The sequence below is a fragment of the Candidatus Accumulibacter necessarius genome (assembly GCF_036625085.1).
On record NZ_JAZKUM010000001.1, the window covers coordinates 831,793 to 853,177 of the forward strand.

Here is a 21,385-nt window from a genome sequence, read left to right on the forward strand (position 1 = left end):
CTTTACGGCGCGCCGCACCAGCAACGCGTTCCCCCGGTGTGGCGTCGGCATCCCTTCACGCGGCGTTGCCATTCAACCACCGCAGCGCGACGCTCAGGCAGGTGTTCAGGGTGTGCCGGTCGAAGCCGCCGGGGAGGCCTGACAGCAGCCGGTCGCAGCCCGCCGCGTCGTCATTGTCGAAACACTCGAGCAACGCCAGGAGGGTTCCCAGGACGCCACGCCGCTCCGAGAGAGCGAGTTGGACATCGCGTTCGACGGCAATCTGTGCGAGGATTTCTGTGATCGGCAGGCCCAGCGCCACCGGCATCATCGACAGGATGCCGGTGATGAAGGCCAGATCGGCCAACTTGCGATGGTCCCCCGGTGGACCATGCTTGATCAGCAACTCCATCATGCGTCCGCGCAGCGCGGCAACCTGCAGCAGCGGCGAGCGGGCCGGGTCGCCACCGTCGCTGCCGGGTGCCAGCAGGAGGAGCGATAACCAGCGCTGCAGCTGGCGGCGTCCGAACAGGGTGATGGCATGGCGCAGGGTAGTCACTGGCTGCGCCAGGCGGCTGCCACGGCAGCCGACCGAGTTGACCACCCGCAGCAGGTTGAGCGTCAGCGCCGGTTCATGCTTGAAGGCGTCCTCGATGACCGCGGTATCGACGTCGCGGCCGACGAGGTTGACCAGGCGAATCAGCGCTGCCTGCGGGGCCGAGAGACGGCGGCCGCTGACGATTTCGGCCTGGGCGAAGTAGCGACCCTGGAAAAGCTCGAAGCCGAGGTTGCGACAGCGCTCCATCTGCTCGCGGCTGCCGACGCCCTGCGCCAGCAGCTTGATCGGCAGCTTGCGCAGTGAGCCGGCGAAGTTCTGCAACTGCTCCGGGTCGGCAGCATGGACGTCGATCTTGATCACTTCGACCATCGGCAACAGCGGCCGGCTGCGGTCGTCGATGCCCCGGTAATCGGTCAACACCAGTGAGTAGCCGCGCTCGCGAAGGCTTTGGCAGCGCGTCAGTGTCACCCTGTCGGGCACACTGACGCCATTCAGCTCGATGGCGACGCCGCTCGCGGGCAGCAATTCGATGGCTTCCTGTCGCAGATAGTCGGCATCGATACCGATGAAGGCACGGGCATTGCCCAACGCGCTCTGCATGCCGAGTTCGGCATAGGCCGCGCACAGCGCAGCGGCGTCACGGCTGACGCTGCGCTCGTCGGCGAGTTCGTCGCTGCGCCGCAAGGACAGCTGGTAGCCGGCAAGCTCCTGCTGCCGGTCAAGGATCGGCTGGCGGAAGAGAAAGGCGTTCTTCAGCGATTGCTCAGTCATCTCTGTGGGTCATGCTTTCCTGCGCCATTCGATGCGCTTGACGGATCAGAATGGCAACGCCAGACCGGGGCGCGCCGCGTTGAGGACACGGCGAAAATCCGCCTGAATTCTTTCGAGTGCCTCACGGGTGTCGGCCTCGAATCTCAGCACTACCACCGGGGTGGTGTTCGACGGACGTGCCAGGCCAAAGCCGTCAGCGTACTCGACGCGCAAGCCGTCGATGGTGATGATTTCGCGCGCGCCCACGAAGTGCGCCTGACGCTGCAGTTCGTCGATCAGCGCGAAGGGCTCGCCTTCCTGCATGCCGATGTTCAGCTCGGGTGTCGAGCTGCTGTCAGGCAGTGCTTTCAGCAGCGCGCTGGCGTCGGTCGCGCGCGAGAGCACCTCGAGCAGCCGGGCGCCGGCATAAAGACCATCGTCGAAGCCGAACCAACGTTCCTTGAAGAAGATGTGGCCGCTCATCTCGCCAGCCAGCGGCGCACCGGTTTCCTTGAGCTTGGCCTTGACCAGCGCGTGGCCGGTCTTCCACATCAGGGGCTCGCCACCGTGCTGACGGATCCAGGGTGCCAGCAGGCGGGTGCATTTGACATCGTAGATGATCTGCTGGCCGGGGCAGCGGCTGAGGACATCGGCGGCGAAGAGCATCAACTGACGATCCGGGTAGATGATTTCGCCGTCGCGGGTGACGACGCCGAGGCGGTCGCCATCGCCATCGAAAGCAAGCCCGAGTTCGGCGTCGGTCGCTCGCAGTGCGCGGATCACGTCCTGGAGATTTTCGGGCTTCGATGGGTCGGGATGGTGATTCGGGAAGCTGCCGTCGACTTCGCAGAACAGCTCGACCAGCTCGCAGCCCAGCGCGCGGAAGAGTTGCGGGGCGATGCCGCCGGCCACGCCGTTGCCGCAGTCGATGACGATCTTCATCGGCCGCGCCAGCCGGACGTCGCCGGTGATCCGCGCCAGGTAGGCTGGTCGGACGTCGGCACTGCTGGCCTGGCCGGCGCCGTGGCTGAGCCGGCCGGCATCCACGCGCTGCCTGATCGCCTGAATCGTTTCGCCGGCCAGTGTCTCGCCGCCGATGACCATTTTCAACCCATTATAGTCGGGCGGATTGTGGCTGCCGGTGACGGCGACACAGCTCTGGCAGCCCAGTTCGTGCGCCGCGAAGTAGACCACCGGCGTCGGCACGCAGCCGACATCGACGGTATCGATGCCGGCCCTGCGGATGCCTTCCATCAATGCCGCCGAGAGTTCGGGTCCCGACAGGCGCCCGTCGCGGCCAACCGCGATCGCGCGCTGGCCACGCTCGACCGCCAGCGACCCGAGGCCGTGGCCGATTTGGCAGACGATATCGGCCGTCAGCGTCGTGCCGACGATACCGCGAATGTCATAGGCCTTGAAGATCGTGGCCGGCAGGGGAGCATTCATGTCAGACCTCGTGCTGGAAATAATTGAAGATGCGCTGTGGTAGCCAGTCGAGTTGCCCCGGCAGGCTGCCGGTGACAAAGCCGACGTGTCCGCCCTGGCGCGGGAATTCGAGTTGTACGCTGGCGGCGACCTGGCTGGGGGTAGGCAGAGCCTGCGCCGGCAGGAAAGGATCGTTGCGGGCGTTGAGGACCAGCGTCGGCAGACGGATGCCAGCCAGCCAGGGCTTGCTCGACGCTCGTCGCCAGTAGTCTTCGGCGCCTTTGAAACCATGCAGCGGTGCCGTGACGACGTCGTCGAACTCGTACAGGTTGCTGGCCGCAGTCATGCGGCGTTCGTCGAAGATGCCGGGGTGGCGGCACAGTTTTGCGGCGGCGTTGCGCTTGAGGGTGTGCAGGAAATGCCGGGTGTAGACGCGGTTGAAACCGCGCGCGAGATGGTGCCCGCAGGCGGTGAGGTCGAGCGGCGCGCTGACCGCGGCGGCCGCTTGCAGGTAATCGCTGGTGCTTGCTTCTCTCTCCCCCAGCCACTTGAGCAGGGCATTGCCACCGAGTGAGACGCCGACGGCGTAGCGCGGCCGCAGTGGGAAAAGCGCTCGGAGGCGGCGCAGGATCCAGTCGATCTCGTCACTGTCCCCGGAATGGTAGGCACGCGCCAGGCGATTGCTCTCGCCCGAGCAACCGCGGAAATTCACCACCACGCCCGACCAGCCGATGGCCGCGGCGGCGCCCATCAGGGTGATCGCGTAATAGCTGCTCGAACTGCCTTCGAGCCCGTGGAAAAGGATCAGGAGCGGGCGTGAATCCCGGGGCTGTCGCGCGGCCGGGGCGTCGGTCCAGTCGAGATCGATGAAATCGCCATCCGGTGTTTCCCAGCGCTCGCGGTGATAGGGCAGGGGATCGGGCCGGATCAGCAGCGGGTAGATGGTCTGGGCGTGGCCACCGGGTAGCCAGCCGGGCGCACGGTAGCTGGTCAATGCAGCGTCCGCGGCCCGCTGCGCTCGCCCGCTCCGCTGCTGTCGGCGACGTCCCGATCGGCGGCGCTCGAGGAGTGGTGCGCGAGCAGGCGCCAGCCGCTGGCGCCACGCTGGAAGACATTGGTCGCCAGCATCGGGCCCTGCGGTTTGCGCTCCTCGCCGATGTACAGGGTCTCGACGACGTTGTGCACCGACAGCAGCATGCCGTTCCAGCGAACGCCGCGCGACAGGCGTACCATCAGGCGCGGGTTGTTGGCAAAGATGCCGCGCCAACTGTTGCGGATCGCCTCGGCACCGGTCAGGCGCTGGCCCGTGGGGTGAATGCAGACGATCTCTTCGTCGTCCGCCCAGACACTCATCAGGGCGACCAGGTCGGCACGTGCGATGGCCTCGTAGAAGGCCGTTTCGACATCTTCAGGGGTGGCAAAGACGACAATCATGCGAGCGCCCTGGTCAGGCATGCCGCCAGAACCCGCTGCGGGTCGAGCTTGTTGAGGCAGTCGAGATGGCCCAGTGGGCATTGGCGCTTGAAGCAGGGGCTGCAGTCAAGCTCAAGACTGAGGATCCTTGCCTTCTCCGAGAGCGGCGGCGTGAAGCCGGGGGACGACGAGCCATACAGCGCGATCAGCGGTCGTCCGAGGGCGGCGGCGACGTGCATCAGGCCCGAATCGTTGCAGACGACGAACGCCGCTGCTGCCAGCAGGTCGATGGCCTGGGTCAGCGAGGTGGCGCCGCAGAGGTTGAGCGGCAGGTTGGCCGGCTGTGCCTGGTCGACGATCTGCTCACCGATGGCCCGGTCTTTCGCCGAGCCGAGCAGCCACACCGCGTAACCCGCTTTAGCCAGCGAATCAGCCAGGGCGGCGAAATGCCGTGTCGGCCAGCGCTTGGCCGGGCCGTATTCGGCGCCGGGACAGAAAACGGCCAGCTTCTCGGGGAGAGCAACCCCCAGTGCGATCAGCGTGGCAGCGCGTTGCTCGCTGCCGGATCTCAGTCGTGGCTGGGGGATTGGCCTGACGAGTGGCGCCCCTGGCGCCTCGGCGAGTTGCGCGAAGCGTTCGGCCATCTGTGGCAGCAGCGCCTTGTTCAGCGTGTGCCGGCGGTTGATCAGGCCGTAGCGGCTTTCGCCGACGAAGCCGATGCGCTCGGGAATGTCGGCAAAGAACGGGATCAGTGCCGATTTGATCGAATTGGGTAGCACGTAGGCTCGCTGATACCCGCGTTGCGCCAGCTGACGAGCCACCCGCTGACGTGCCTTCAGTGACAGCTCGCCATGGACAAAGGGGCTATCGACGACCTCGGCAATCTCCGGCATGCGTTCAAGGACCGGTGCCACCCAGCGGGGTGCGAGAGCGTCGAGTTGCAGGCTGGGAATCCGTTCGTGCAGTCGGATGAAGAGCGCTTGCGCCAATACCGTGTCGCCGATCCAGGATGGGGCGACGATGAGTGCCTTCATGAGTGGCTGTTCAGCCGGCTACCCGCGCCGGGTGACGGTCAGTGGTGCCCCTTCGGCAGTTCACCCTTGAAGACGTAGTGGGCGCTGCAGTAGGGACAGACGACTTCGCCGCTGTGCGTGACGTCGAGAAAGACGCGCGGATGCCTTGCCCAGAGCGGTGCATCCTTGGTCGGGCAGTGCAGCGGCAAGTCGTGAGCGGTGACCTCGATGGGCTTCTGCGGGGTGGTCTGGGACATGATTGTGGCAACCTTGCAGGCTGAAATTAGACGTAGGCGAGCCAGTCTTCATGCGCCGGCACGCGGCCGTTGACGCAGTCAAAGAACAGACTCTGGATTCTCGTCGTGATCGGTCCCCGGTGGCCGGGACCGATCTGGCGATTGTCGAGTTCGCGGATCGGCGTCACTTCAGCCGCCGTACCGGTAAAGAAGGCCTCGTCGGCGCAATACACTTCGTCGCGGGTGATGCGTTTTTCGATCACCGGGATGCCCAGCTCGTCAGCCAGTTGCAGCACCGACGCGCGGGTAATCCCCTCCAGGCAGGAGGTCAGATCCGGCGTGTACAGCTTGCCTTTCTTGACGATGAAGACGTTCTCGCCGGCACCTTCGGCAACGTAGCCGTCAACGTCGAGCAGCAGCGCCTCGTCGTAGCCATCGTGCGCCACCTCCTGGTGGGCGAGGATCGAGTTGGTGTAGGTGCCGACCGACTTCGAGCGGCACATGTTGATGTTCACGTGATGCCGGGTGAAGGACGAAGTCTTGACGCGGATGCCTTTTTCCATCCCCTCGGCGCCGAGGTAGGCGCCCCACGGCCAGGCGGCCACCGCCACGTGCGTGCTGACCGCCGTGGCTGCGATGCCCATGGCCTCGGAGCCATAGAAAACGATCGGCCGGATGTAGCAGGATTCGAGCTGGTTGGCGCGGACAACTTCCTTCTGCGCTTCGAGCAGGGTTTCCTTGTCGTAAGGCATCTTCATCTGGAAGATGTATGCCGAGTTGAACAGGCGGTCGGTGTGTTCGTCGAGCCGGAAAATGGCGGTGCCCTTTTCGGCCTTGTAGGCGCGGATGCCCTCGAAAACGCCCATGCCGTAGTGGAGGGTGTGCGTCAGTACATGGGTGGTGGCCTGGCGCCATGGCACCAGCTTGCCGTCATACCAGATGAAGCCGTCGCGATCCGCCATGGACATGGCCTGCTCTCCCTTTGCCGGAAACCCTGAAGCGGAAATTCTAGCCGATTTCACCCCCGGGTTGGCGGTAAAATGGCGCCTGTACTCCAATTCAAGGCTCCTGCAATGGTCTGGAAACCCAACGTGACGGTCGCTTCGGTGCTCGAACAGGATGGTCGCTTCCTGCTGGTCGAGGAGGAAACCGAATACGGCGTCTGTTATAACCAGCCGGCTGGCCACCTGGAGTGCGGCGAGTCACTGATCGATGCCGTGATCCGCGAAACACTCGAAGAGACAGCCTATCGCCTGAATCCGCAGTACCTGATTGGGATCTACAACTACCGCAACGAGGCGAGGGATGTGACCTATCTGCGTTTCGCCTTCGGTGGCGAAATCAGCGCGCATGACCCCGGTCGGCCACTCGACGATGGCATCCTGGCGGCGCACTGGCTGACACTCGATGAAGTTCGGGCGCTGCAGGCGCAGCACCGCAGTCCGCTGGTCCTGCGCTGCATCGAGGACTGGCTGGCCGGCAGGCGCTATCCGCTCGAACTGCTGCACCACGAGACATGCGCTGGCTGACGCTTTGTCTTCTCCTCGCTGCCGCGACGGCGGCCATCGCCGACACCGCTGCCACGGTGAAGGTGTGTCACGACTATGGTTGCCTGATCGAGGAGGAGGCCCACTACGCCGCTGACCAGTTGGCCCAGGTCCGGGATCTGCTTGGCGCTGCCGGCAGCGCCGCCGAAGAGCGCGACCGCCTGTCGCAGGCGGTCGGCTGGCTGCTCGGCTGGGCAGGCCAGCAGACACCGATTGCCGCCGACCGCGGCGGCAACGTTGCCGACGCTGGCGTCCATGGTCGGATGGACTGCATCGACCACTCGACCACGACGACGCGCCTGTTGCGGCTGCTCGAGAATCGGGGCTGGCTGCAGTTCCACCGGGTCCTGGAGCCGGTGCGACGCATCCGCTATCTGGTGGCAGTCCACTTCTCGGCGCAGGTCGAGGCGTTGGCACCGGCACCCGAAGAGCGACAACCGCTTGCGGCCGAACCGGATAACGCCGCCGAGCCGGCGCGTTTTGTCGTCGACAGCTGGTTTCGTGACAACGGTCAGCCGGCGGTGGTGCTGCCGCTGGCAAACTGGCTCGACGGCGAAGGCGAGGAAGAGACCGAGAGGGTGGTCGTGGTCGCCGAGAGGCCTGGCGATGGTTCGCCAATCGAACGTTAGCAGGGGACGAAAATGAGCGAGGGAAAGACAGTGGTCGTCGGTTTGTCCGGCGGCGTCGATTCGGCGGTGGCGGCCCTGCTGCTCAAGCAGCAGGGCTGGCAGGTGGTTGGCCTGTTCATGAAGAACTGGGAGGACGACGATACCGACGAATACTGCGCGTCGCGCCAGGATCTGGTCGATGTGATGAGCGTTGCCGACACCCTCGGCATTGACGTTGAGGTGGTGAACTTCGCCAGCCAATACCGGGAACGCGTTTTCGCCCATTTCCTCAGCGAGTACGAAGCTGGCCGGACACCGAATCCGGATGTGCTCTGCAACTCGGAGATCAAGTTCAGCGCTTTCCTCGAGCACGCACTGAAGATCGGTGCCGACCGCATCGCCACCGGTCATTACGCCGGCGTGCGCGAGTTCCAGGGCGCCTGGCAGTTGCTCAAGGCCGAGGATGGCACCAAGGACCAGAGCTACTTCCTGCATCGCCTCAACCAGCAGCAGTTGGCCAGGACGCTGTTCCCGCTGGCCGACCTGTACAAGCGCGAGGTGCGCAGGATCGCCGCGGCCGCCGGCCTGCACGTCGCGCTGAAGAAGGATTCGACCGGCATCTGCTTCATCGGCGAGCGCCCGTTCAAGGAGTTCCTGATGCGCTATCTGCCGCCGAAGAAGGGCGAGATCCGCTGCCTCGACGACGACCGGGTACTCGGTGAGCACGATGGCGTTGCCTACCACACCATCGGCCAGCGCAAGGGCCTGCACATTGGCGGCGTCAAGGGGGGCAGGAGCGGCCCGAGTGGCGACCACGACGCCTGGTTCGTGGCCAGGAAGGACATCGCCAGCAATGTCCTCTACGTCGTTCAGGGGCACACGCATCCGGCGCTGCTGGCCGACGAGCTGAGCGCCTGGGACCTGTCCTGGGTGGCCGGCGAGCCGCCGCATGCACACTGGGTGTATACCGCCAGGACGCGCTACCGCCAGGCCGACGCCCCCTGCGAAATCGAACGCGTCGGCGGCGACGCGTGCCTGATCCGCTTCGCCGAGCCGCAATGGGCAATCACGCCGGGCCAATCGGTGGTGGTCTACGAAAGCCGGGTCTGCCTTGGTGGGGGCGTGATTGCCTGAAGGCTCTCCGATCACTGTGGCTGGCGCTCCCGGTAGCGCAGGTCCCAGGTTCCCGTCAGCCGAGCGCGACGTGAGGCGGCGTGGGCTACGCATTGCCAGATAACGAAATGTTGTAGCTCGACCCCTGCTCCGGCGGGCGCAACTGGCTGAACGGGCGTTGAACTGTCGAGAATTTTTACACTGTGCCCGGTGAGAAGTGGTAAGTCTCTGAATACATAGCATGGCGTGATTCTTGCTTCCGGAAAAAACGCGTTGTCGCCGGGCGCACGCTGTTGATTGATCCGTAACGAGGTCTTTACTGACGCTTTGGCGGTCGGCAACGTATCTATCCCGTGACCACCCAAGGAGGGGCTTTCTGATGCTGAGACATCTCATCGGCTGCCTTGCAGCTATCTCCCTGGCCATGCCCGGCGCGGCAATGGCCAGTTTCTCGAACATGTACGTTTTCGGAGACAGCTTGTCCGACAACGGCAACCTGTACGCCTGGACTGGCGTCAAAGACAATCCGGTAACCTACGGCACTCCAATCCCTGTCGCGCCGCCGTATAGGCCGGGCCGCTTCCAGAACGGACCGAGTTATGCCGAGTTGCTTTGGGAGCAGATGATCCAGGATGGACACCTCGCGCAGAGCGGAAAGCTCACACCGTCCCTGCTCGGCGGTACAAACTACGCAGTGGGCGGTGCGCGATCGCGCTACCACAATTTTGACCTTCAGCCGGGTGGGCTACCGCCAGCAGCAGACCCTTCCGCTTTCCGGGCCTTCAGCCTCCTCGGTCAGTTGGAGTCGTACCAGGCGAGATTGGGGGGTTCGGCAGCGGATGGCAATGCGCTGTACGTCGTGTGGGGCGGCTCGAATGATGTCCAGGATGTGCTGACGGTCGCAGGTACCCCAGGTCTTGGTTCTGTCCCTGCACAAGCCCGCTTCACTCAGGCGGTTGAGGACGTTGCTGAGGTGATCGTTTCTCTGGTCGCTCTGGGTGCGCGCGAGGTCCTTGTCCCGACGGTTCCCGACCTTGGCGTCGTTCCAGCGGTCAGGAGCATAGGGGGGGCCGCTGCCGGTAGGTACTACTCCGAGCAGTTCAATCTCGCGCTGGACGAAGCGCTCGCCGGTCTACGGGCGACCCCGGGTCTGCACATCGTAGGCTACGACGCCTTCGGCGCGACCCAGGAAATGTTCGCCAACCCTGGCGGCTTCGGCCTGACCGAGGTCAACAATCCTTGTCTGCAGAATTTTTACGTTGCTTCCGTGCTTGACCCGAACAAGGATGTGACCGTCTGCGCGAACGCGGATGAGCACATGTTCTGGGACATCGTGCACCCTTCCGCGCGGACCCACGAGATCGTTGCCCAGGAGATGCGGGAGGCGGTGCCGGAGCCGGCCACCTGGCTATTGGTGGGGGTTGGCTTCCTCGCCTTTGGCTTCGGATCGAGCGGGAAGCGTCGTGCCGAAACCGCACGGGTCGCCGGCGTCTTGGTGGCCGGCTAGAGTCTGAGGAAACCGGGTAGGAAGCGGCGGCTTACACGGAAACGCCTTGGGCGCCCGTTTGCGGTGCGCGGCCGGAGCTTGAATCGTTCGGCCGCCTTGCCGTAGCCGGTGCTGGAGTCGAGGCGAATCGGAGTCATCCTAGTGATTCTGACGCAGCGCATCGGCCACCGGCGTCCTGGCAACCCGGCTGGCGGGAAAGATCGCGGCCAGGACTGTCGCCATCAGGCCGACGACGAAGGCGATGGCGACGACCGAAGGCACCACCCGAATCAACGCCGTATAGCCGATATTGGCGTTGGGCGGCGGTGGCATCGGAATGCCAATGGCGGAAATCGCCAGTGCCAGCGCTATGCCGATGGTGATGCCCAGGACGGCGCCGACCGCGCCCAGGAGGGTGTTCTCGACAACCACCAGTTTGAATATCAGGAGCCGGTTGTTGCCCAGGGCCATCATCGTCCCGAACTCGCCGACGCGCTCGAACGCGCTCATATTGACGCTGTTGCCGACACTCAACAGAACCATCATGAGGATGATGGCCTGCAGCACGCCGAACTGCCGTTCGTAGAGCGCGACGGTACTGCTGTAGAAGTCATTGAGTTCCTGCCAGGTCTTGATCTCCAGCTTCTTTCCGTCGAGGAGAGTGCGCAGGGATGCCGCGACGTTTTCCGTGTCACTGGTCGATTTCAGTGATACGACCACGCTGTTGGCGAGGCGGTTACCGATCAGTTCCTGAGCGGCCGCCAGTGAAATCCGCACCGCACGCGCGTCGAAGTCCTTCGAGAAGGTCTGGAAGATGCCAATTACCTCGAATTCCTGCGTGTTGAGCGCACCTTCGGCCGTGTTGAGCAGCAAGGTTACGGTGGCTCCCGGCTGAAGGTTCAAGGACCGCGCCACCCCCTCGCCGAGCAGAATGCCGCTGTGGTCCGCAGAGGTGAGCTGGCGTCCAGCCGTGATCTTGAGATGCGTGCCCAGACGGGCCTCGCCATCCGGTTCGACACCTTCGCCGAGGATCGGCCAGTCGCTGCGGCCGTTGTTGATCAGACCTGAGAAGTTCATCCGCAGCATGACATCATCCACCTGCGGCAGTTTTTCGATTGACCGTCGCAAGACCTCCGGGCGTTCAATAAGGTACTGATCCGGACTGCGACCTCCCTTGGCAAAGTAGCCGGTCTTGAGAACCTGCAAGTGCCCGGACTGGGAGCGAATAATGGTCTCGCCCAGCTGTACGAGCATGTCCTCGACGAAGCCGCCGCTCAGGATCAGGCCTGCGACCCCAAAGACGATCACTGCCAAAGTCATCGCGGTGCGGAATTTCTGGCGCAGGATATTGCGCAGTGCAAGTCTCAGCATTCGTGGTCCAGGTCTGCGTAGGTGCAACAGGCTACCGCTGGTGCCGCAAAGCATCGACAATCTGCATGCGCGATGCCCGCCATGCCGGATAGACGCTGGCCAGCAAGGTTGTCGCGAGTGCGAGAACGAAGGCTTCGACCGCCAGTCGGGATGTCAGCATGATTTCCCCGTTATAGCCCTGCGACATGCCCGGCGGCGGTGGCATGGGGATGCCCACAGTGGAAATCAGGGCCGCGAGCAGCCAAGCAAGGGCCACTCCCAACGTGCCGCCGATCAGCCCGATGGTCAATCCCTCATAAAGAAACTGGCGCAGGATCTGCAGCCTTCGGCAACCGATGGCCAGGCAGGTGCCTATTTCCGAAGTCCGTTCGAGGACGTTCATCGTCATGGTATTTGAAATGCCGAGCACGATCACTATGGCAATGATCAACTCCACTACCATCACCTGTTGCGACATGAGAGTGACCGTCTTGTTGTAGAAGTCGGCCAGGTCGTACCAGGGAACGAAGCGGATGCCCGAGTCCTTGAAATCGGAGCGGAGCTTCATCAGCACATCCGTCGTGTGAGCCGTATCATCGAGCACCAGGATGGAAAGGTGAACGCCCGAGATGCGCAGCAACTGCTGGGCCAGCGGCAGGGGGACGCGAAGCGCCGAGTCATCGTAGGCCTTGCTGACAGTGCTGAACAGGCCGCGAACATTCGCCTCGACGGCGTTGGTCCCGCCTGATGGCGTTGTCGCCATCAATACGACCGTGTCTCCTACCTCGGCGCCGAGATTTTCCGCCAAGCCGCGCCCGAGCAAGATCCCCTTGCTGTTCTCCGGCGCCAGGTTGCTGCCGGAGCTTATCAACAGGCTCGGGCTGAGGACGCGCTCCCTTTTCGCATCTACCCCTTCGCCGATGAAAGAAAGCGTTGTCTCGTCGTGGCTGATCAGACCGGTGAAGCCGACCCTCGGCGCCGCCGTACGCACTGCCGAAAGTCGCTCGATGGCGGAAATCTCCGCTGATTTCTCGGGCATCAGGTATTTGTAGGGGTCGGCCTGCCCATGCTCGAGGTAGCCAGGCCGCATGATGTGGATATGTCCAAGCCCTTCCTCGATGGTGCCCTCGCGGGCGGCCCAGAAAATCCACTCGACGAATCCGGCCGTCAGCAGCAGCGCGATGACACCGAAGGCCACAGCCGAGATGCCAAACAGGCTTCTTCGGTACTGGCGAACGACATTTCTGAACGCGGTGAGGAACTCCGACCAGAACTCTGAGCACGCGACCTGCAATCGAAACCCTCCCGAGACACTCTTGCCCGCCGATCTGTCCTCGGGCAACAACGGCCAGAACACATTCTGGCACAACATGACGCTGCATGGTATCTGGCAGGGCTTTCGCCCGTTCAATGATAAGGACTGAGGTTGACCGGGGTACGTCTATCAAGGATACTCGGGACTGACTTGGAATGCCCGATTTCGTGCGACTGAAAATGATCGCCTGTGCCACCATAAGACGCTGTGTCAGACTGCTATCCCGCTGATTCACATCACTAACACTCGGCCTTTTCAGTCCTGCCGTCTGCCCAAGCAATCTCCATAATCCGAAACAGGGAGCTGAGCGGATGACCTGGTTCCTGCTGTTCGTGGCAATCGTGGCCGAAGTGATCGCCACGTCCATGCTCAAATCCACCGAAGGCTTCAGCCGTCTTTGGCCATCAGTGATCGTGGTGGTGTGCTACGAGATTGCTTTCATATTGCTTTCGCTGACGCTGAAGAAGATCCCGGTTGGCGTGGTGTATGCCATCTGGTCTGGCGTAGGTATGGCGCTGATCACGTTGGTGGCCTGGTTTTTCATGGGGCAGACGCTGGATGCGGCAGGCCTGGTGGGGATCGCTTTGATCGTTGGCGGCGTGGTGGTGATCAACGTTTTTTCAAAGACGGTGGCTGACTGATGCCTTGCGTTACTGACGCTGTCCCCGTGGCACAGGCGGGCGGCTGAAATGCCCTGGCTGTTGCTCGCTGTAGCCATTGTGGCCGAGGTGATTGCCACGTCAGCACTCAAGCTGGCCATGGGCTTCACCCGCTTTTGGCCGTCGGTGACCGTGGTCTGCTGCTACTCTTTGGCCCTGTACCTCCTGTCGCTGACGCTTGAGACGATCCCGGTGGGCGTGGTTTATGCCATCTGGTCCGGCTCCGGGGTGGCGTTGATCAGTCTGGTGGGGCGTTTCTTTTTTGGGCAGGTACTGGACTTGCCGGCGATCATTGGCATCGGCATGATCGTGGCCGGGGTGCTCGTGCTTCAGTTGTTTTCAGCTTCGGTCGTTCACTAGGGGTGCAGCGCGAGAAGGCCTGAAGCGCTGTACAGCTTGGAAAGAACACGACCTCATCTGCCGCAGCAACTCGGATCTGCCGTTGGGGCATGGGCGGGAGGTACCCGCTCCGACTGACATACACGGGACGCGGTAGTAGCGCCCGAGTATGTCAGTCCCTGCATCGGGGGCGAACTTTAGCCCACGTTCCGCCGACGACGGATACCACTCAGGGCCATCAGGCCAAGACCAGCCAAGGCCAGCGAAGTGGGTTCCGGAACCGTCTTAATGGAATTGAGTGTGAGATCGATGTTGATCGCTCCTCCCTTCGGATCAAGTACTGCCTCCAGAGCGCCGAGATTGCCAAAATCGACAGGACCATTGGGACCACAGGTCGTTTCTGCGCCCGGAATCTGGTTCGTGCAGTCATAAAAGGCGTAGAACGGGAGATATGTCGTCGTTGGGACTGCATGTGCCTGCGCCTGCACTTTAATGCTGCTCCAGGTGTTGGCATCGGTCCACGCTGTAACGACGAACTCGTAACCAAAATCCGACTCGACGACTTCAAGCTCGAACTGCGACGTCGGGCCCCCAATGTTCAGCCCGCCGAGGCCGGTCACGTCGACGTCGCTGACGTCGAAACTCGTAGCCGCCTTGCTGCCATCCCAACGAATCAGCGCCCTGGAACCATTGCCGGACTCATTGCTGAAACTGTAAGTGCCGCCTAGTACGATGGCGCTAGACCGCCTGTTTTGTTGGCTCTGTTTGAGAAGGTCTAACCCCAGGTCACGGTAGTCTCCCAGGATGTCTCCTGCAACGGACGAAACCTGCGAAAAGATACCATTACCAGCAATGCTACTTTCTTCGAGTCTTGCCTGGTCGGTGTCAAAAAGGTCGATGACTACCGCGCTGGCTGACCCGCTGACGCCAAGAGCCACTGCGGCTGCCACCACGCTGAGAGTTTTCTTCATTTCATTCTCCAAAAAAGTTGTGATCGTCGGACTTATGATGCGTTGCATCGTCTTGATGGCAAGCAATCCAAACCATCTGGCCGTTACAAAGCTAAAACCGTGCCAGGCATTGCAGAGTGTATTAAAACCATAGGCTTATCGAAAAACACATTGCCAGAATGGCGTTTCCCATGGGTTGAGTGTAAAGAATTCCGACACCCCCGGGAGTGCACGGCGCGCTGTCACGCCGTGCGGTGGCACCTACAGCCACTTGCGAGCAGGGTTCCCTCGCCAGGTTTCTCCCGCCGGAATTTTCGTACCTGGCATGACATAAGAGCCGCCCATCAGAGTGACGTTCTCGCCCACCTCGGTGCCCGGCAGGATGACCGAATTGACGCCGACGGTGGCGCCGGCACCGATCGTCACGCGACCGCAGGTCAGTTTGCCGCCATGTAGCATGTTTGCGGACACCAGGGACGCATGGCCAAGCACTGCGCCGTCGCCGATGGTCACCAGGTAGGGGTCGTCGATTGTGCCGCCCAGCGCCACGTTGGAACCCACCCGGGCGCCGAACAGCGCCTCGATCAGCGGCTTGACGAAGACTGGCGTGAAGGGGAGGAGCGCCCCCTGCCCCAGTCGATAGACAATGGTCAACAGCTTCCAGTAGGTGAAGGTTGGGGAATCCATGGAGTATTCGCCGGCTTCCATGGGGCGAAGCCACAGAAGGATGCGAATTACCAGCGCAGAGAGAATCCCGTAGAACAGCAGGGCGAGAAGGAAGTTAACGATCACGTGGTATTCGGCGAACACGGCGATTGACAGGGGCAGGAGCATCCTGATCAAGCCGAGCGTGCCGGCGAGGATGGCGCTGACTGCGCCACCGCACAAGAAGAAGTCCAGGTAGCCTGTTTTCACCCTATTGCTCCTCACTCAAGCGCGACACTGACCCGCTCGGAATGGCCCGAATCGGATCCCGATCCCGTGGCAGCCGTCCTCGGGTGTGACGGCCCGCCATTTTTTCATGAGCCATAAGCCGAGGGTGAACACAGCTTGATCGGGGTTTTCCAGCCAGCCCATGGCATCAAGGGCGCTTTCGGGGTCCGGGTCGGACGCCCAGCGGATAACTCCAGCAAGAGGCGGGAGCGCGCCAGTGATCCGCGAAGTATCGCTGTCCCCTGCAGCCGCTGTCAAACTTCTTTGTCAAGAAGTTCCGGTCCATCTTGATGAGCATCGGGTGGCAACGTAGCCAGGGTCTGCTGGTGTTGCGTTCCCCCGCTGCAGGAGGTTGCCCTCATCCAAGCCCGGTTGGCGCGCTTTGACGGGTGTGAGACACCGATTGAAGAGGCCGCAGCAGACTCGCGCGGGGCCCGTAGAGAGAATTGAAAACAAGACCACGGACAAGCCCAGCAAGGCAGGCTAGGGCAGCAAATCTGACATCAGGCTGGAGAAACATTGACTCGAAGAATGCGAGGCGAAAATTCTCGCGATGGCGAGTCCCTGAGCGCGGTGGTAGTCACTAGCCAGCAGTCTGGTCACTGCTTGCTTCAGCCGGTGGCCGCTGAAGCGATCGGCACGCAGCATCTGGCCGGCACCAGCCCGTACAACGGACGCCATATTCAGCAACTGATCCAGATTACTGGTGATGCCGATGACCGGAACACCGGCGGCCAGTGCCTGCTGGCTGGTCGGGCTGCCCCCGTTGCAGATCACGAGCCGAGCGCGTCGGGCTGCTTCGTCGCCTGGTAGGTAACGGGCGACGTGGGCATTGGCGGGGATGAACGTCGGCAGACAACCACCCGCGCTCGCCGCGATAACGGTCACCTTAAGGGTGCTGAGCGCGTTCAGTACCTGTGGCAGGAGGTTCTCCTGGCCCGAACTGCCAAGCGTGACATAAATAAGTGGCCGGTCGGCTGGTAGGTCGTTCCACCAGGAGGGGGCATCGACTGGGGGTGCCCAGATGATCGGGCCAATGAACCGGTGATTCGCCGGGAGCGTGATTCCGGGAAAGAATTCGGGTACGTCGGCGTATAGCGTCTGGTCAGCGTCGGTGTAAACGCGTCGCAAGTCGGAGCCAAGCGACGGTAGCCCGTGCCGGCGCCTGACTGCGTTGAGCGGCCGACAGTGGTATGCAAAGGCAAGTGGCCTGGCCAGCCAGAACAGGAGCCCGGCGAGGCTGACGGGAAGCGCCCGTGTCAACGGCAGGCTGGGGACCGGGTAAAGGGCTGGTCTGAAAAAAGGGCTCCAGTAGGCGTTGGTAATGGCGACATAGGGTACCTGAGCCAGTCGGGCGCTGACCGAAAGCGACAACCTGAAGTCGCCGACAACAGCATCCGGCTTGACCCTGGCGAGCAGGTCGAGGTCATCCCTCACATACTCCTCCAGCGTCGCGACGTCGTACACCGGTTTGCCACGTGCCAAGGCATCAAGGAAGGCTCTCCCTTCGATGGAGCGGATCGGAGAGTACTCTCCGGCGAAGTCTCGGAGCAACCACTGACAGCGCGGATCACAGGCGAGCGCCACCTGGTACCGGCGCAGATCAAGCGATCCTCCGAGGACAAGCGGCCGTGCGATGTGCGCCAGGGTGACTGCTTCGGCGACGAACAGGACTCTTTTCAACCGGCACCTCGTCTCGTTATCGCATCGGAATCGTGCCGACAGTCCGTCCAAGCCAAGTCTTGAGCAGAGCATCCCCGGGCCCGGCATGCTCGGTCGCGGTCAGGCTTCTCTTGCCGTACCTCATGCGCCGGGCCATGCAGCAAACATCGGGATCAGGATCATTATCCGGGGAGCGCACGCTCGTTGGCGCGTGGGTTATCATGATGTCTTCGGGATCTTCGGCGAACGGCGTTTGCCGAGACGCAACTATTGTAATCAAGATGGCACACTCCCAACCTGTTTGTTTCCTGCAGCCCATGGTTTTTCCGAGTGCCGTCAGTAACGATGCGTCTGCTTGCCGACAGCAGAGCGTACCTGTCCCTGATTGACCTCTCGAATCTTGCCAGTGCCGGGGCCGTGATTACACTCGCAATGCTTGCGCGACGATTGGAGCGGCCCAAGTGCCTTCTTCGCGGTGGCTTCCGGGAATGTCCCCGCACCTTCATCACAGCTGGACATGTGACGGCATGATCCACGCCCTTCGCCGGTTACTCCTGGTGCTCCTTCTCGTCGTCGGAGCAGGGTCGGGACAAGCCACGGATGAGGTGCGTGTGGTTCAGATCCCACTCAGCATGTCGAATGCGTTTCTCGTCAAGAGTGGCACTCGCTCCTTTCTTGTCGATGTGGGGAGCAAGGATGATCTACCGGAGCTCTCCGCAGCCCTGGCACGAGAGGGTGTGCGTTTCCAAGACTTGGCCGCGGTGGTTCTGACACATGGGCATGCGGACCATGCCGGTCTGGCGGCAGAAGTCCGGCGCCGCAGCGGCGCCGTGCTGATTGCCGGGAAAGGTGATCGCTCGATGATGGAGTCTGGGGTCAATGAACCGGTGACAGCCACCAGTCTCACCGCCAGGCTGATCCTGTTGCTGCCGATCGACGCTTCCTACAAGCCTTTCCGGGCCGACGTTGAAGTCGACACCGAGCTTGATCTGGCCGCTTACGGCCTAGCCGGCCGCGTGTTGCCAATGCCCGGGCACACTCCTGGATCCCTGGTCGTGCTGCTCGAAGACGGTCGTGCTTTCGTGGGCGACATGATCCTCGGCGGCTGGCTGGGCGGTGTCTTGTTCCCGAGCAGGCCGGGCGAGCACTATTTCCATATGGAAGTGGAACGTAACCGCGACAACATCGTTGTGCTTGCGAAGCGCCCTATCCGGCAGTACTTCCTGGGCCACGGCGGGCCTGTAACCCAAGACGCGGTACGCGAGTACCTCGGTCTCAAGGGAGCGGCCGTTGAACCCTGATTGCTTCCTCTTCGCTTTGTCCGCTCAGGCGAGACACAACTGCTGCTTCCGCGTCTGAATCCATGAAGTACTTGTAGAAGCTCTTTTCGTCCGGCAACATGCGCCAACGCCCCCCGATTTCGGCAATTCGTTTCTCCGTCACATCGAAGTCAAGCCGCATCAGAACAGCTGGCGCAGCAACACGCTCGCAGATTCGCTCTTCGCCGAAAACGTGAAATTCCAGGTAGCGTTGGTAGAACGCAACGTGGCGCGGATTGACTTCGATCAGTGCGTCCGTACAACCGTGCAGGCGGTGGGCATAGATGTAGACCATGTGGTAGAGGGTCGCCAACAATCGCTTCGAACGAACCGACTGCTCGACGGCAAATCTGCCGAACTCGCATAGCCTGCGCCCCTGATCCCGTAACGACTTGACGGCATCCGGATAGACCTCTTCGCATGCCAGACCGATCGGCGAGTCCACGTTGACCGTGATGGTTCCGTAGATCGAACCACGAAACACTGCATTGAGGGTGAGTCGGTTGGGCGCGTTCTCCGCGTTGTCACTCGCAGCGTAACCACGCCAGGAGTACATCTTCTCGATCAATACGCTGGCATCGTGATTGGTATCCTGCGAGCCGGCTAGCTTGATCCGGAATTTGTCGTGGGCACGCGGGAACTCGTGGGTCCGAGGCGGTTGGTTGCTTTCAATGCACATCGGCCGCAAGCGATCCGTGTCCATCACCGTCACCTCACAGATCGTATGCGGCCACGGCGGCGGGACGTCATCCGCCGGGGACGCTTTGCTGACCATTCTGGTCAGTCTTTTGACGATGCGGTGTATCACTGTCCTTTACCTCCTCCGTGCGACAAGTCACCCCTCGCCCTCCCGAGCTGCTCGACAAACAAACTTCCTGCTGGCCAAGGCCCGAGGTTCCCATTCGCTACGGCATCGTTCAGCAACATTCCACGTCTACAAGGTTAATCGTGGCTGATGAGTGCCCAATCCTTCCGATATCGCGAGGGCGAGCATGCGAGCGGCGCCCGTCGCATCAGCCTGCGGCAGGAGCTTGCTGGGTAGCGTTGAGCGTACTTCGTAACGAGTATAATACCGATTCTGTTTGCGAGTCAGACTGTTTGGACGGCCAAACGCCACTTCAATTGCCACTCGGTTGGCGATGCGCGTGCCGGTTTGAGGAGTCTCCCTCCCGATGCTGTGTTCAAGGTGGCGATTTCCTGGGGATGCATCTGTCGGGCGGAACGCTGCTCAGGTGCGGTGTCCTGGAGTGCTTGTTGGCTTGCCTGCCAAAGGCGCTTGCAGTTCGCGGAGCGGCAAACGCAGCGATCGGGCGGTGACGGACTTGCCGACGCCAATGCGACCCATGAAAACGGCACGGCGTGCAAGGTCCTTCAGATACCAGATCACTCAGACTACGGGCGATGTTGCGGGCAGCCTCCCCGGCAGCGTCCTGCGCCGAAAAGCGCGTACCGGCACGATGGTATGCCGAAAACACCAACGGGGTCACTTCCGGTTGCATGCTCAAGCCGAGTCCTGCTGCGGTCAGCCAGAAGCGCTGTATTGCCCCACCCGCGGCAATGTAGTCGTCGATTACAGCGGGCGGAGCTTTTTTGGCCACGATAAGGAAATGCGCAGCACAGGCTAGTCCCGGTACCAGGTCCAGCTCGACGCGTGGCAGGAAAGTGCCAGCAAAGTAGGTGTTGAAAAACTTGACACGCTTCCAGCTCTTCATCACCCAGCGCATGAGAGTGAGCGCGAATGGGTCGAGACCAACAGCCCGGGAAGGTACCTTGTCGGGGCTGAATTGCGGGTTTTGCCAGTCGATGACCTCGCGGTGCACCGCATAGGCTTCCGGTATCGTCAGCCGCAACTTGGCGGTCGCAAACAACAGGCGGGCTACTTTTAGCCGGTTGCGCCAACCGTCCAGCCAGACAATCATGTATCCATCGCCGGCACTCGCCTCGAGAGCACTCTTTTGGTCGATGGTCAACATCTGGGTTGCCATCGCGCGTCGCTGTACGGATCTGGTGGTGATATGAGGAATCAAGGGGCTGGGGGCGATTTCTGGGGCTGGCAGCAAATGGACGTCAAAAATGGGGTGGGGTCTCCTCGGATTCACTCCTGCGCCTGATTTCCGTGCGCAGGGCATGGCCGGAAGCAGCTATCCGCAGCGTCTCGAGCATGGCGCCGATTGCCAGCTGACTGGGGCGGCCGTTGAGGTCGTAGACGCAGTGGTCACGTGTATCAAAACCATGGACCACCAAACGAAGGTCATCGAGGATATTAAATCGCCACGGCTGCGTGTTGTCGCCACTGGGCGCCCAGCGCGCGAGATCAACGATCTTTTCTATGGGGCGCCATTGAGGGTCAGTTAGGGCTGGCTGCGCTAACGTGGCCACGCTGGCGAATTGTCTCCGCGCGATGACAAGAGCGAGACGCTGAATGGGGTTGTGATTTCCCCACGGCCGCCACGTCCGGGTGAACTTGGTCCGGTAGGCGTCAAAGTGCTGACCCCAAGGTGCAGCGAGCACCTTGCCCCGACCCAACAGGATTTTCAGCCCCTCCGTGGCCGCCATCCCGGCACACAGTTGGCATGCCATGCCGGTGGACGGTCCTCGCTTGTCGGAAAAATTTACACGCGAGTTATCCACGAGATAAGGCATCTGGAGCATCGCCGGCGACACGCCCAGAAGGAAACGGATCGCCTGCTCCGGTTCAGGGAAACCCCTGACGCGGAAATACTCTTCGA

22 protein-coding genes are annotated in these 21,385 nt (G+C 62.1%); 7 read left to right on the forward strand and 15 right to left on the reverse strand.

What is annotated here, in order from left to right; all coding sequences use genetic code 11:
• Positions 1-55: 55 nt before the first annotated feature.
• From V5B44_RS04080 to V5B44_RS04110, 7 genes are read right to left on the reverse strand one after another with little or no spacing between them, the layout of a single operon-like run.
• Positions 56-1,309, reverse strand: coding sequence for an EAL and HDOD domain-containing protein (locus tag V5B44_RS04080; protein ID WP_332357832.1), 1,254 nt, complete (start codon positions 1,307-1,309; stop codon positions 56-58).
• 45 nt (positions 1,310-1,354) lie between these two features.
• Entirely contained in the window at positions 1,355-2,734 is a 1,380-nt protein-coding gene (locus V5B44_RS04085; protein ID WP_332357833.1) for a phosphomannomutase/phosphoglucomutase, read from the reverse strand.
• Between the two features lies 1 nt (position 2,735).
• Positions 2,736-3,707: a hydrolase gene (locus V5B44_RS04090; RefSeq protein WP_332357834.1), complete on the reverse strand. Its 972-nt coding sequence runs from the start codon at positions 3,705-3,707 to the stop codon at positions 2,736-2,738.
• Entirely contained in the window at positions 3,704-4,147 is a 444-nt protein-coding gene (locus V5B44_RS04095) for a YybH family protein (protein WP_332357835.1), read from the reverse strand. Before V5B44_RS04095 ends, V5B44_RS04090 begins: the two co-directional genes overlap by 4 nt.
• Positions 4,144-5,160: a lipopolysaccharide heptosyltransferase II gene (waaF, locus tag V5B44_RS04100; protein ID WP_332357836.1), complete on the reverse strand. Its 1,017-nt coding sequence runs from the start codon at positions 5,158-5,160 to the stop codon at positions 4,144-4,146. The genes V5B44_RS04095 and waaF overlap by 4 nt, the downstream gene beginning before the upstream one ends.
• A 38-nt stretch (positions 5,161-5,198) precedes the next feature.
• Positions 5,199-5,396, reverse strand: a complete 198-nt coding sequence (locus V5B44_RS04105; protein ID WP_332357837.1) for a zinc-finger domain-containing protein — start codon at positions 5,394-5,396, stop codon at positions 5,199-5,201.
• A 26-nt stretch (positions 5,397-5,422) separates the two neighbouring features.
• Positions 5,423-6,343 (reverse strand): branched-chain amino acid transaminase, encoded by a 921-nt coding sequence (locus V5B44_RS04110; RefSeq protein ID WP_332357838.1) that lies wholly within the window; start codon positions 6,341-6,343, stop codon positions 5,423-5,425.
• 105 nt (positions 6,344-6,448) lie between these two features.
• Between V5B44_RS04110 and V5B44_RS04115 the strand changes: the two genes are divergently transcribed.
• The 4 genes from V5B44_RS04115 to V5B44_RS04130 all read left to right on the forward strand — a co-directional run bounded on the left by V5B44_RS04115 (position 6,449) and on the right by V5B44_RS04130 (position 10,150).
• Positions 6,449-6,904, forward strand: a complete 456-nt coding sequence (locus V5B44_RS04115) for an NUDIX hydrolase (protein WP_332357839.1) — start codon at positions 6,449-6,451, stop codon at positions 6,902-6,904.
• Positions 6,892-7,551 carry a hypothetical protein gene (locus V5B44_RS04120; protein WP_332357840.1) on the forward strand — a complete coding sequence of 220 codons (660 nt, stop codon included), beginning with the start codon at positions 6,892-6,894 and terminating at the stop codon, positions 7,549-7,551. The genes V5B44_RS04115 and V5B44_RS04120 overlap by 13 nt, the downstream gene beginning before the upstream one ends.
• A 12-nt stretch (positions 7,552-7,563) precedes the next feature.
• The gene (mnmA, locus tag V5B44_RS04125) at positions 7,564-8,664 is read left to right on the forward strand and encodes a tRNA 2-thiouridine(34) synthase MnmA (RefSeq protein WP_332357841.1); all 1,101 of its coding nucleotides are present in this window, start codon (positions 7,564-7,566) and stop codon (positions 8,662-8,664) included.
• A 358-nt stretch (positions 8,665-9,022) separates the two neighbouring features.
• The gene (locus tag V5B44_RS04130; protein ID WP_332357842.1) at positions 9,023-10,150 is read left to right on the forward strand and encodes an SGNH/GDSL hydrolase family protein; all 1,128 of its coding nucleotides are present in this window, start codon (positions 9,023-9,025) and stop codon (positions 10,148-10,150) included.
• A gap of 138 nt (positions 10,151-10,288) precedes the next feature.
• Here the strand turns inward: V5B44_RS04130 and V5B44_RS04135 are convergent, their stop codons facing one another.
• Positions 10,289-11,500 carry an ABC transporter permease gene (locus V5B44_RS04135; RefSeq protein WP_332357843.1) on the reverse strand — a complete coding sequence of 404 codons (1,212 nt, stop codon included), beginning with the start codon at positions 11,498-11,500 and terminating at the stop codon, positions 10,289-10,291.
• Positions 11,501-11,531: 31 nt separating this feature from the next.
• Entirely contained in the window at positions 11,532-12,773 is a 1,242-nt protein-coding gene (locus tag V5B44_RS04140; RefSeq protein WP_332357844.1) for an ABC transporter permease, read from the reverse strand.
• 332 nt (positions 12,774-13,105) lie between these two features.
• On the opposite strand from V5B44_RS04140, the gene V5B44_RS04145 reads away from it, so the two are divergent.
• Together V5B44_RS04145 and V5B44_RS04150 are read left to right on the forward strand one after the other, a co-directional pair.
• Entirely contained in the window at positions 13,106-13,435 is a 330-nt protein-coding gene (locus V5B44_RS04145) for a DMT family transporter (protein WP_332357845.1), read from the forward strand.
• A 48-nt stretch (positions 13,436-13,483) separates the two neighbouring features.
• Positions 13,484-13,813, forward strand: coding sequence for an SMR family transporter (locus V5B44_RS04150; protein WP_332357846.1), 330 nt, complete (start codon positions 13,484-13,486; stop codon positions 13,811-13,813).
• 176 nt (positions 13,814-13,989) lie between these two features.
• Here the strand turns inward: V5B44_RS04150 and V5B44_RS04155 are convergent, their stop codons facing one another.
• The 3 genes from V5B44_RS04155 to V5B44_RS04165 all read right to left on the reverse strand — a co-directional run bounded on the left by V5B44_RS04155 (position 13,990) and on the right by V5B44_RS04165 (position 17,358).
• Positions 13,990-14,763, reverse strand: coding sequence for a PEP-CTERM sorting domain-containing protein (locus V5B44_RS04155; protein ID WP_332357847.1), 774 nt, complete (start codon positions 14,761-14,763; stop codon positions 13,990-13,992).
• Between the two features lie 240 nt (positions 14,764-15,003).
• On the reverse strand, positions 15,004-15,657 hold the full coding sequence (locus V5B44_RS04160; protein ID WP_332357848.1) for a DapH/DapD/GlmU-related protein: 654 nt from the start codon (positions 15,655-15,657) through the stop codon (positions 15,004-15,006).
• 501 nt (positions 15,658-16,158) lie between these two features.
• Positions 16,159-17,358 carry a glycosyltransferase gene (locus V5B44_RS04165; RefSeq protein ID WP_332357849.1) on the reverse strand — a complete coding sequence of 400 codons (1,200 nt, stop codon included), beginning with the start codon at positions 17,356-17,358 and terminating at the stop codon, positions 16,159-16,161.
• Positions 17,359-17,864: 506 nt separating this feature from the next.
• Here V5B44_RS04165 and V5B44_RS04170 point away from each other — a divergent pair.
• Positions 17,865-18,638, forward strand: a complete 774-nt coding sequence (locus V5B44_RS04170) for an MBL fold metallo-hydrolase (protein WP_332357850.1) — start codon at positions 17,865-17,867, stop codon at positions 18,636-18,638.
• Here V5B44_RS04170 and V5B44_RS04175 read toward each other — a convergent pair.
• From V5B44_RS04175 to V5B44_RS04185, 3 genes are all read right to left on the reverse strand, one after another.
• The gene (locus tag V5B44_RS04175; RefSeq protein WP_332357851.1) at positions 18,613-19,359 is read right to left on the reverse strand and encodes an N-acyl amino acid synthase FeeM domain-containing protein; all 747 of its coding nucleotides are present in this window, start codon (positions 19,357-19,359) and stop codon (positions 18,613-18,615) included. The genes V5B44_RS04170 and V5B44_RS04175 overlap by 26 nt on opposite strands.
• A 478-nt stretch (positions 19,360-19,837) precedes the next feature.
• Positions 19,838-20,629, reverse strand: coding sequence for a hypothetical protein (locus V5B44_RS04180; protein ID WP_332357852.1), 792 nt, complete (start codon positions 20,627-20,629; stop codon positions 19,838-19,840).
• Positions 20,630-20,723: 94 nt separating this feature from the next.
• A partial coding sequence (locus V5B44_RS04185) for a nitroreductase family protein (protein ID WP_434735396.1) occupies positions 20,724-21,385 on the reverse strand: 662 nt, incomplete at its 5' end.

Excerpts from the sequence above, each read along its gene's own strand:
- V5B44_RS04080 (WP_332357832.1), bottom strand. The coding sequence starts at position 1,309 with ATGACTGAGCAATCGCTGAAGAACGCCTTTCTCTTCCGCCAGCCGATC.
- V5B44_RS04085 (WP_332357833.1), bottom strand. The coding sequence starts at position 2,734 with ATGAATGCTCCCCTGCCGGCCACGATCTTCAAGGCCTATGACATTCGC.
- V5B44_RS04095 (WP_332357835.1), bottom strand. The coding sequence starts at position 4,147 with ATGATTGTCGTCTTTGCCACCCCTGAAGATGTCGAAACGGCCTTCTAC.
- waaF (WP_332357836.1), bottom strand. The coding sequence starts at position 5,160 with ATGAAGGCACTCATCGTCGCCCCATCCTGGATCGGCGACACGGTATTG.
- V5B44_RS04105 (WP_332357837.1), bottom strand. The coding sequence starts at position 5,396 with ATGTCCCAGACCACCCCGCAGAAGCCCATCGAGGTCACCGCTCACGAC.
- V5B44_RS04110 (WP_332357838.1), bottom strand. The coding sequence starts at position 6,343 with ATGTCCATGGCGGATCGCGACGGCTTCATCTGGTATGACGGCAAGCTG.
- V5B44_RS04115 (WP_332357839.1), top strand. The coding sequence starts at position 6,449 with ATGGTCTGGAAACCCAACGTGACGGTCGCTTCGGTGCTCGAACAGGAT.
- V5B44_RS04120 (WP_332357840.1), top strand. The coding sequence starts at position 6,892 with ATGCGCTGGCTGACGCTTTGTCTTCTCCTCGCTGCCGCGACGGCGGCC.
- mnmA (WP_332357841.1), top strand. The coding sequence starts at position 7,564 with ATGAGCGAGGGAAAGACAGTGGTCGTCGGTTTGTCCGGCGGCGTCGAT.
- V5B44_RS04130 (WP_332357842.1), top strand. The coding sequence starts at position 9,023 with ATGCTGAGACATCTCATCGGCTGCCTTGCAGCTATCTCCCTGGCCATG.
- V5B44_RS04135 (WP_332357843.1), bottom strand. The coding sequence starts at position 11,500 with ATGCTGAGACTTGCACTGCGCAATATCCTGCGCCAGAAATTCCGCACC.
- V5B44_RS04145 (WP_332357845.1), top strand. The coding sequence starts at position 13,106 with ATGACCTGGTTCCTGCTGTTCGTGGCAATCGTGGCCGAAGTGATCGCC.
- V5B44_RS04150 (WP_332357846.1), top strand. The coding sequence starts at position 13,484 with ATGCCCTGGCTGTTGCTCGCTGTAGCCATTGTGGCCGAGGTGATTGCC.
- V5B44_RS04155 (WP_332357847.1), bottom strand. The coding sequence starts at position 14,763 with ATGAAGAAAACTCTCAGCGTGGTGGCAGCCGCAGTGGCTCTTGGCGTC.
- V5B44_RS04170 (WP_332357850.1), top strand. The coding sequence starts at position 17,865 with ATGATCCACGCCCTTCGCCGGTTACTCCTGGTGCTCCTTCTCGTCGTC.
- V5B44_RS04175 (WP_332357851.1), bottom strand. The coding sequence starts at position 19,359 with ATGGACACGGATCGCTTGCGGCCGATGTGCATTGAAAGCAACCAACCG.
- V5B44_RS04180 (WP_332357852.1), bottom strand. The coding sequence starts at position 20,629 with ATGTTGACCATCGACCAAAAGAGTGCTCTCGAGGCGAGTGCCGGCGAT.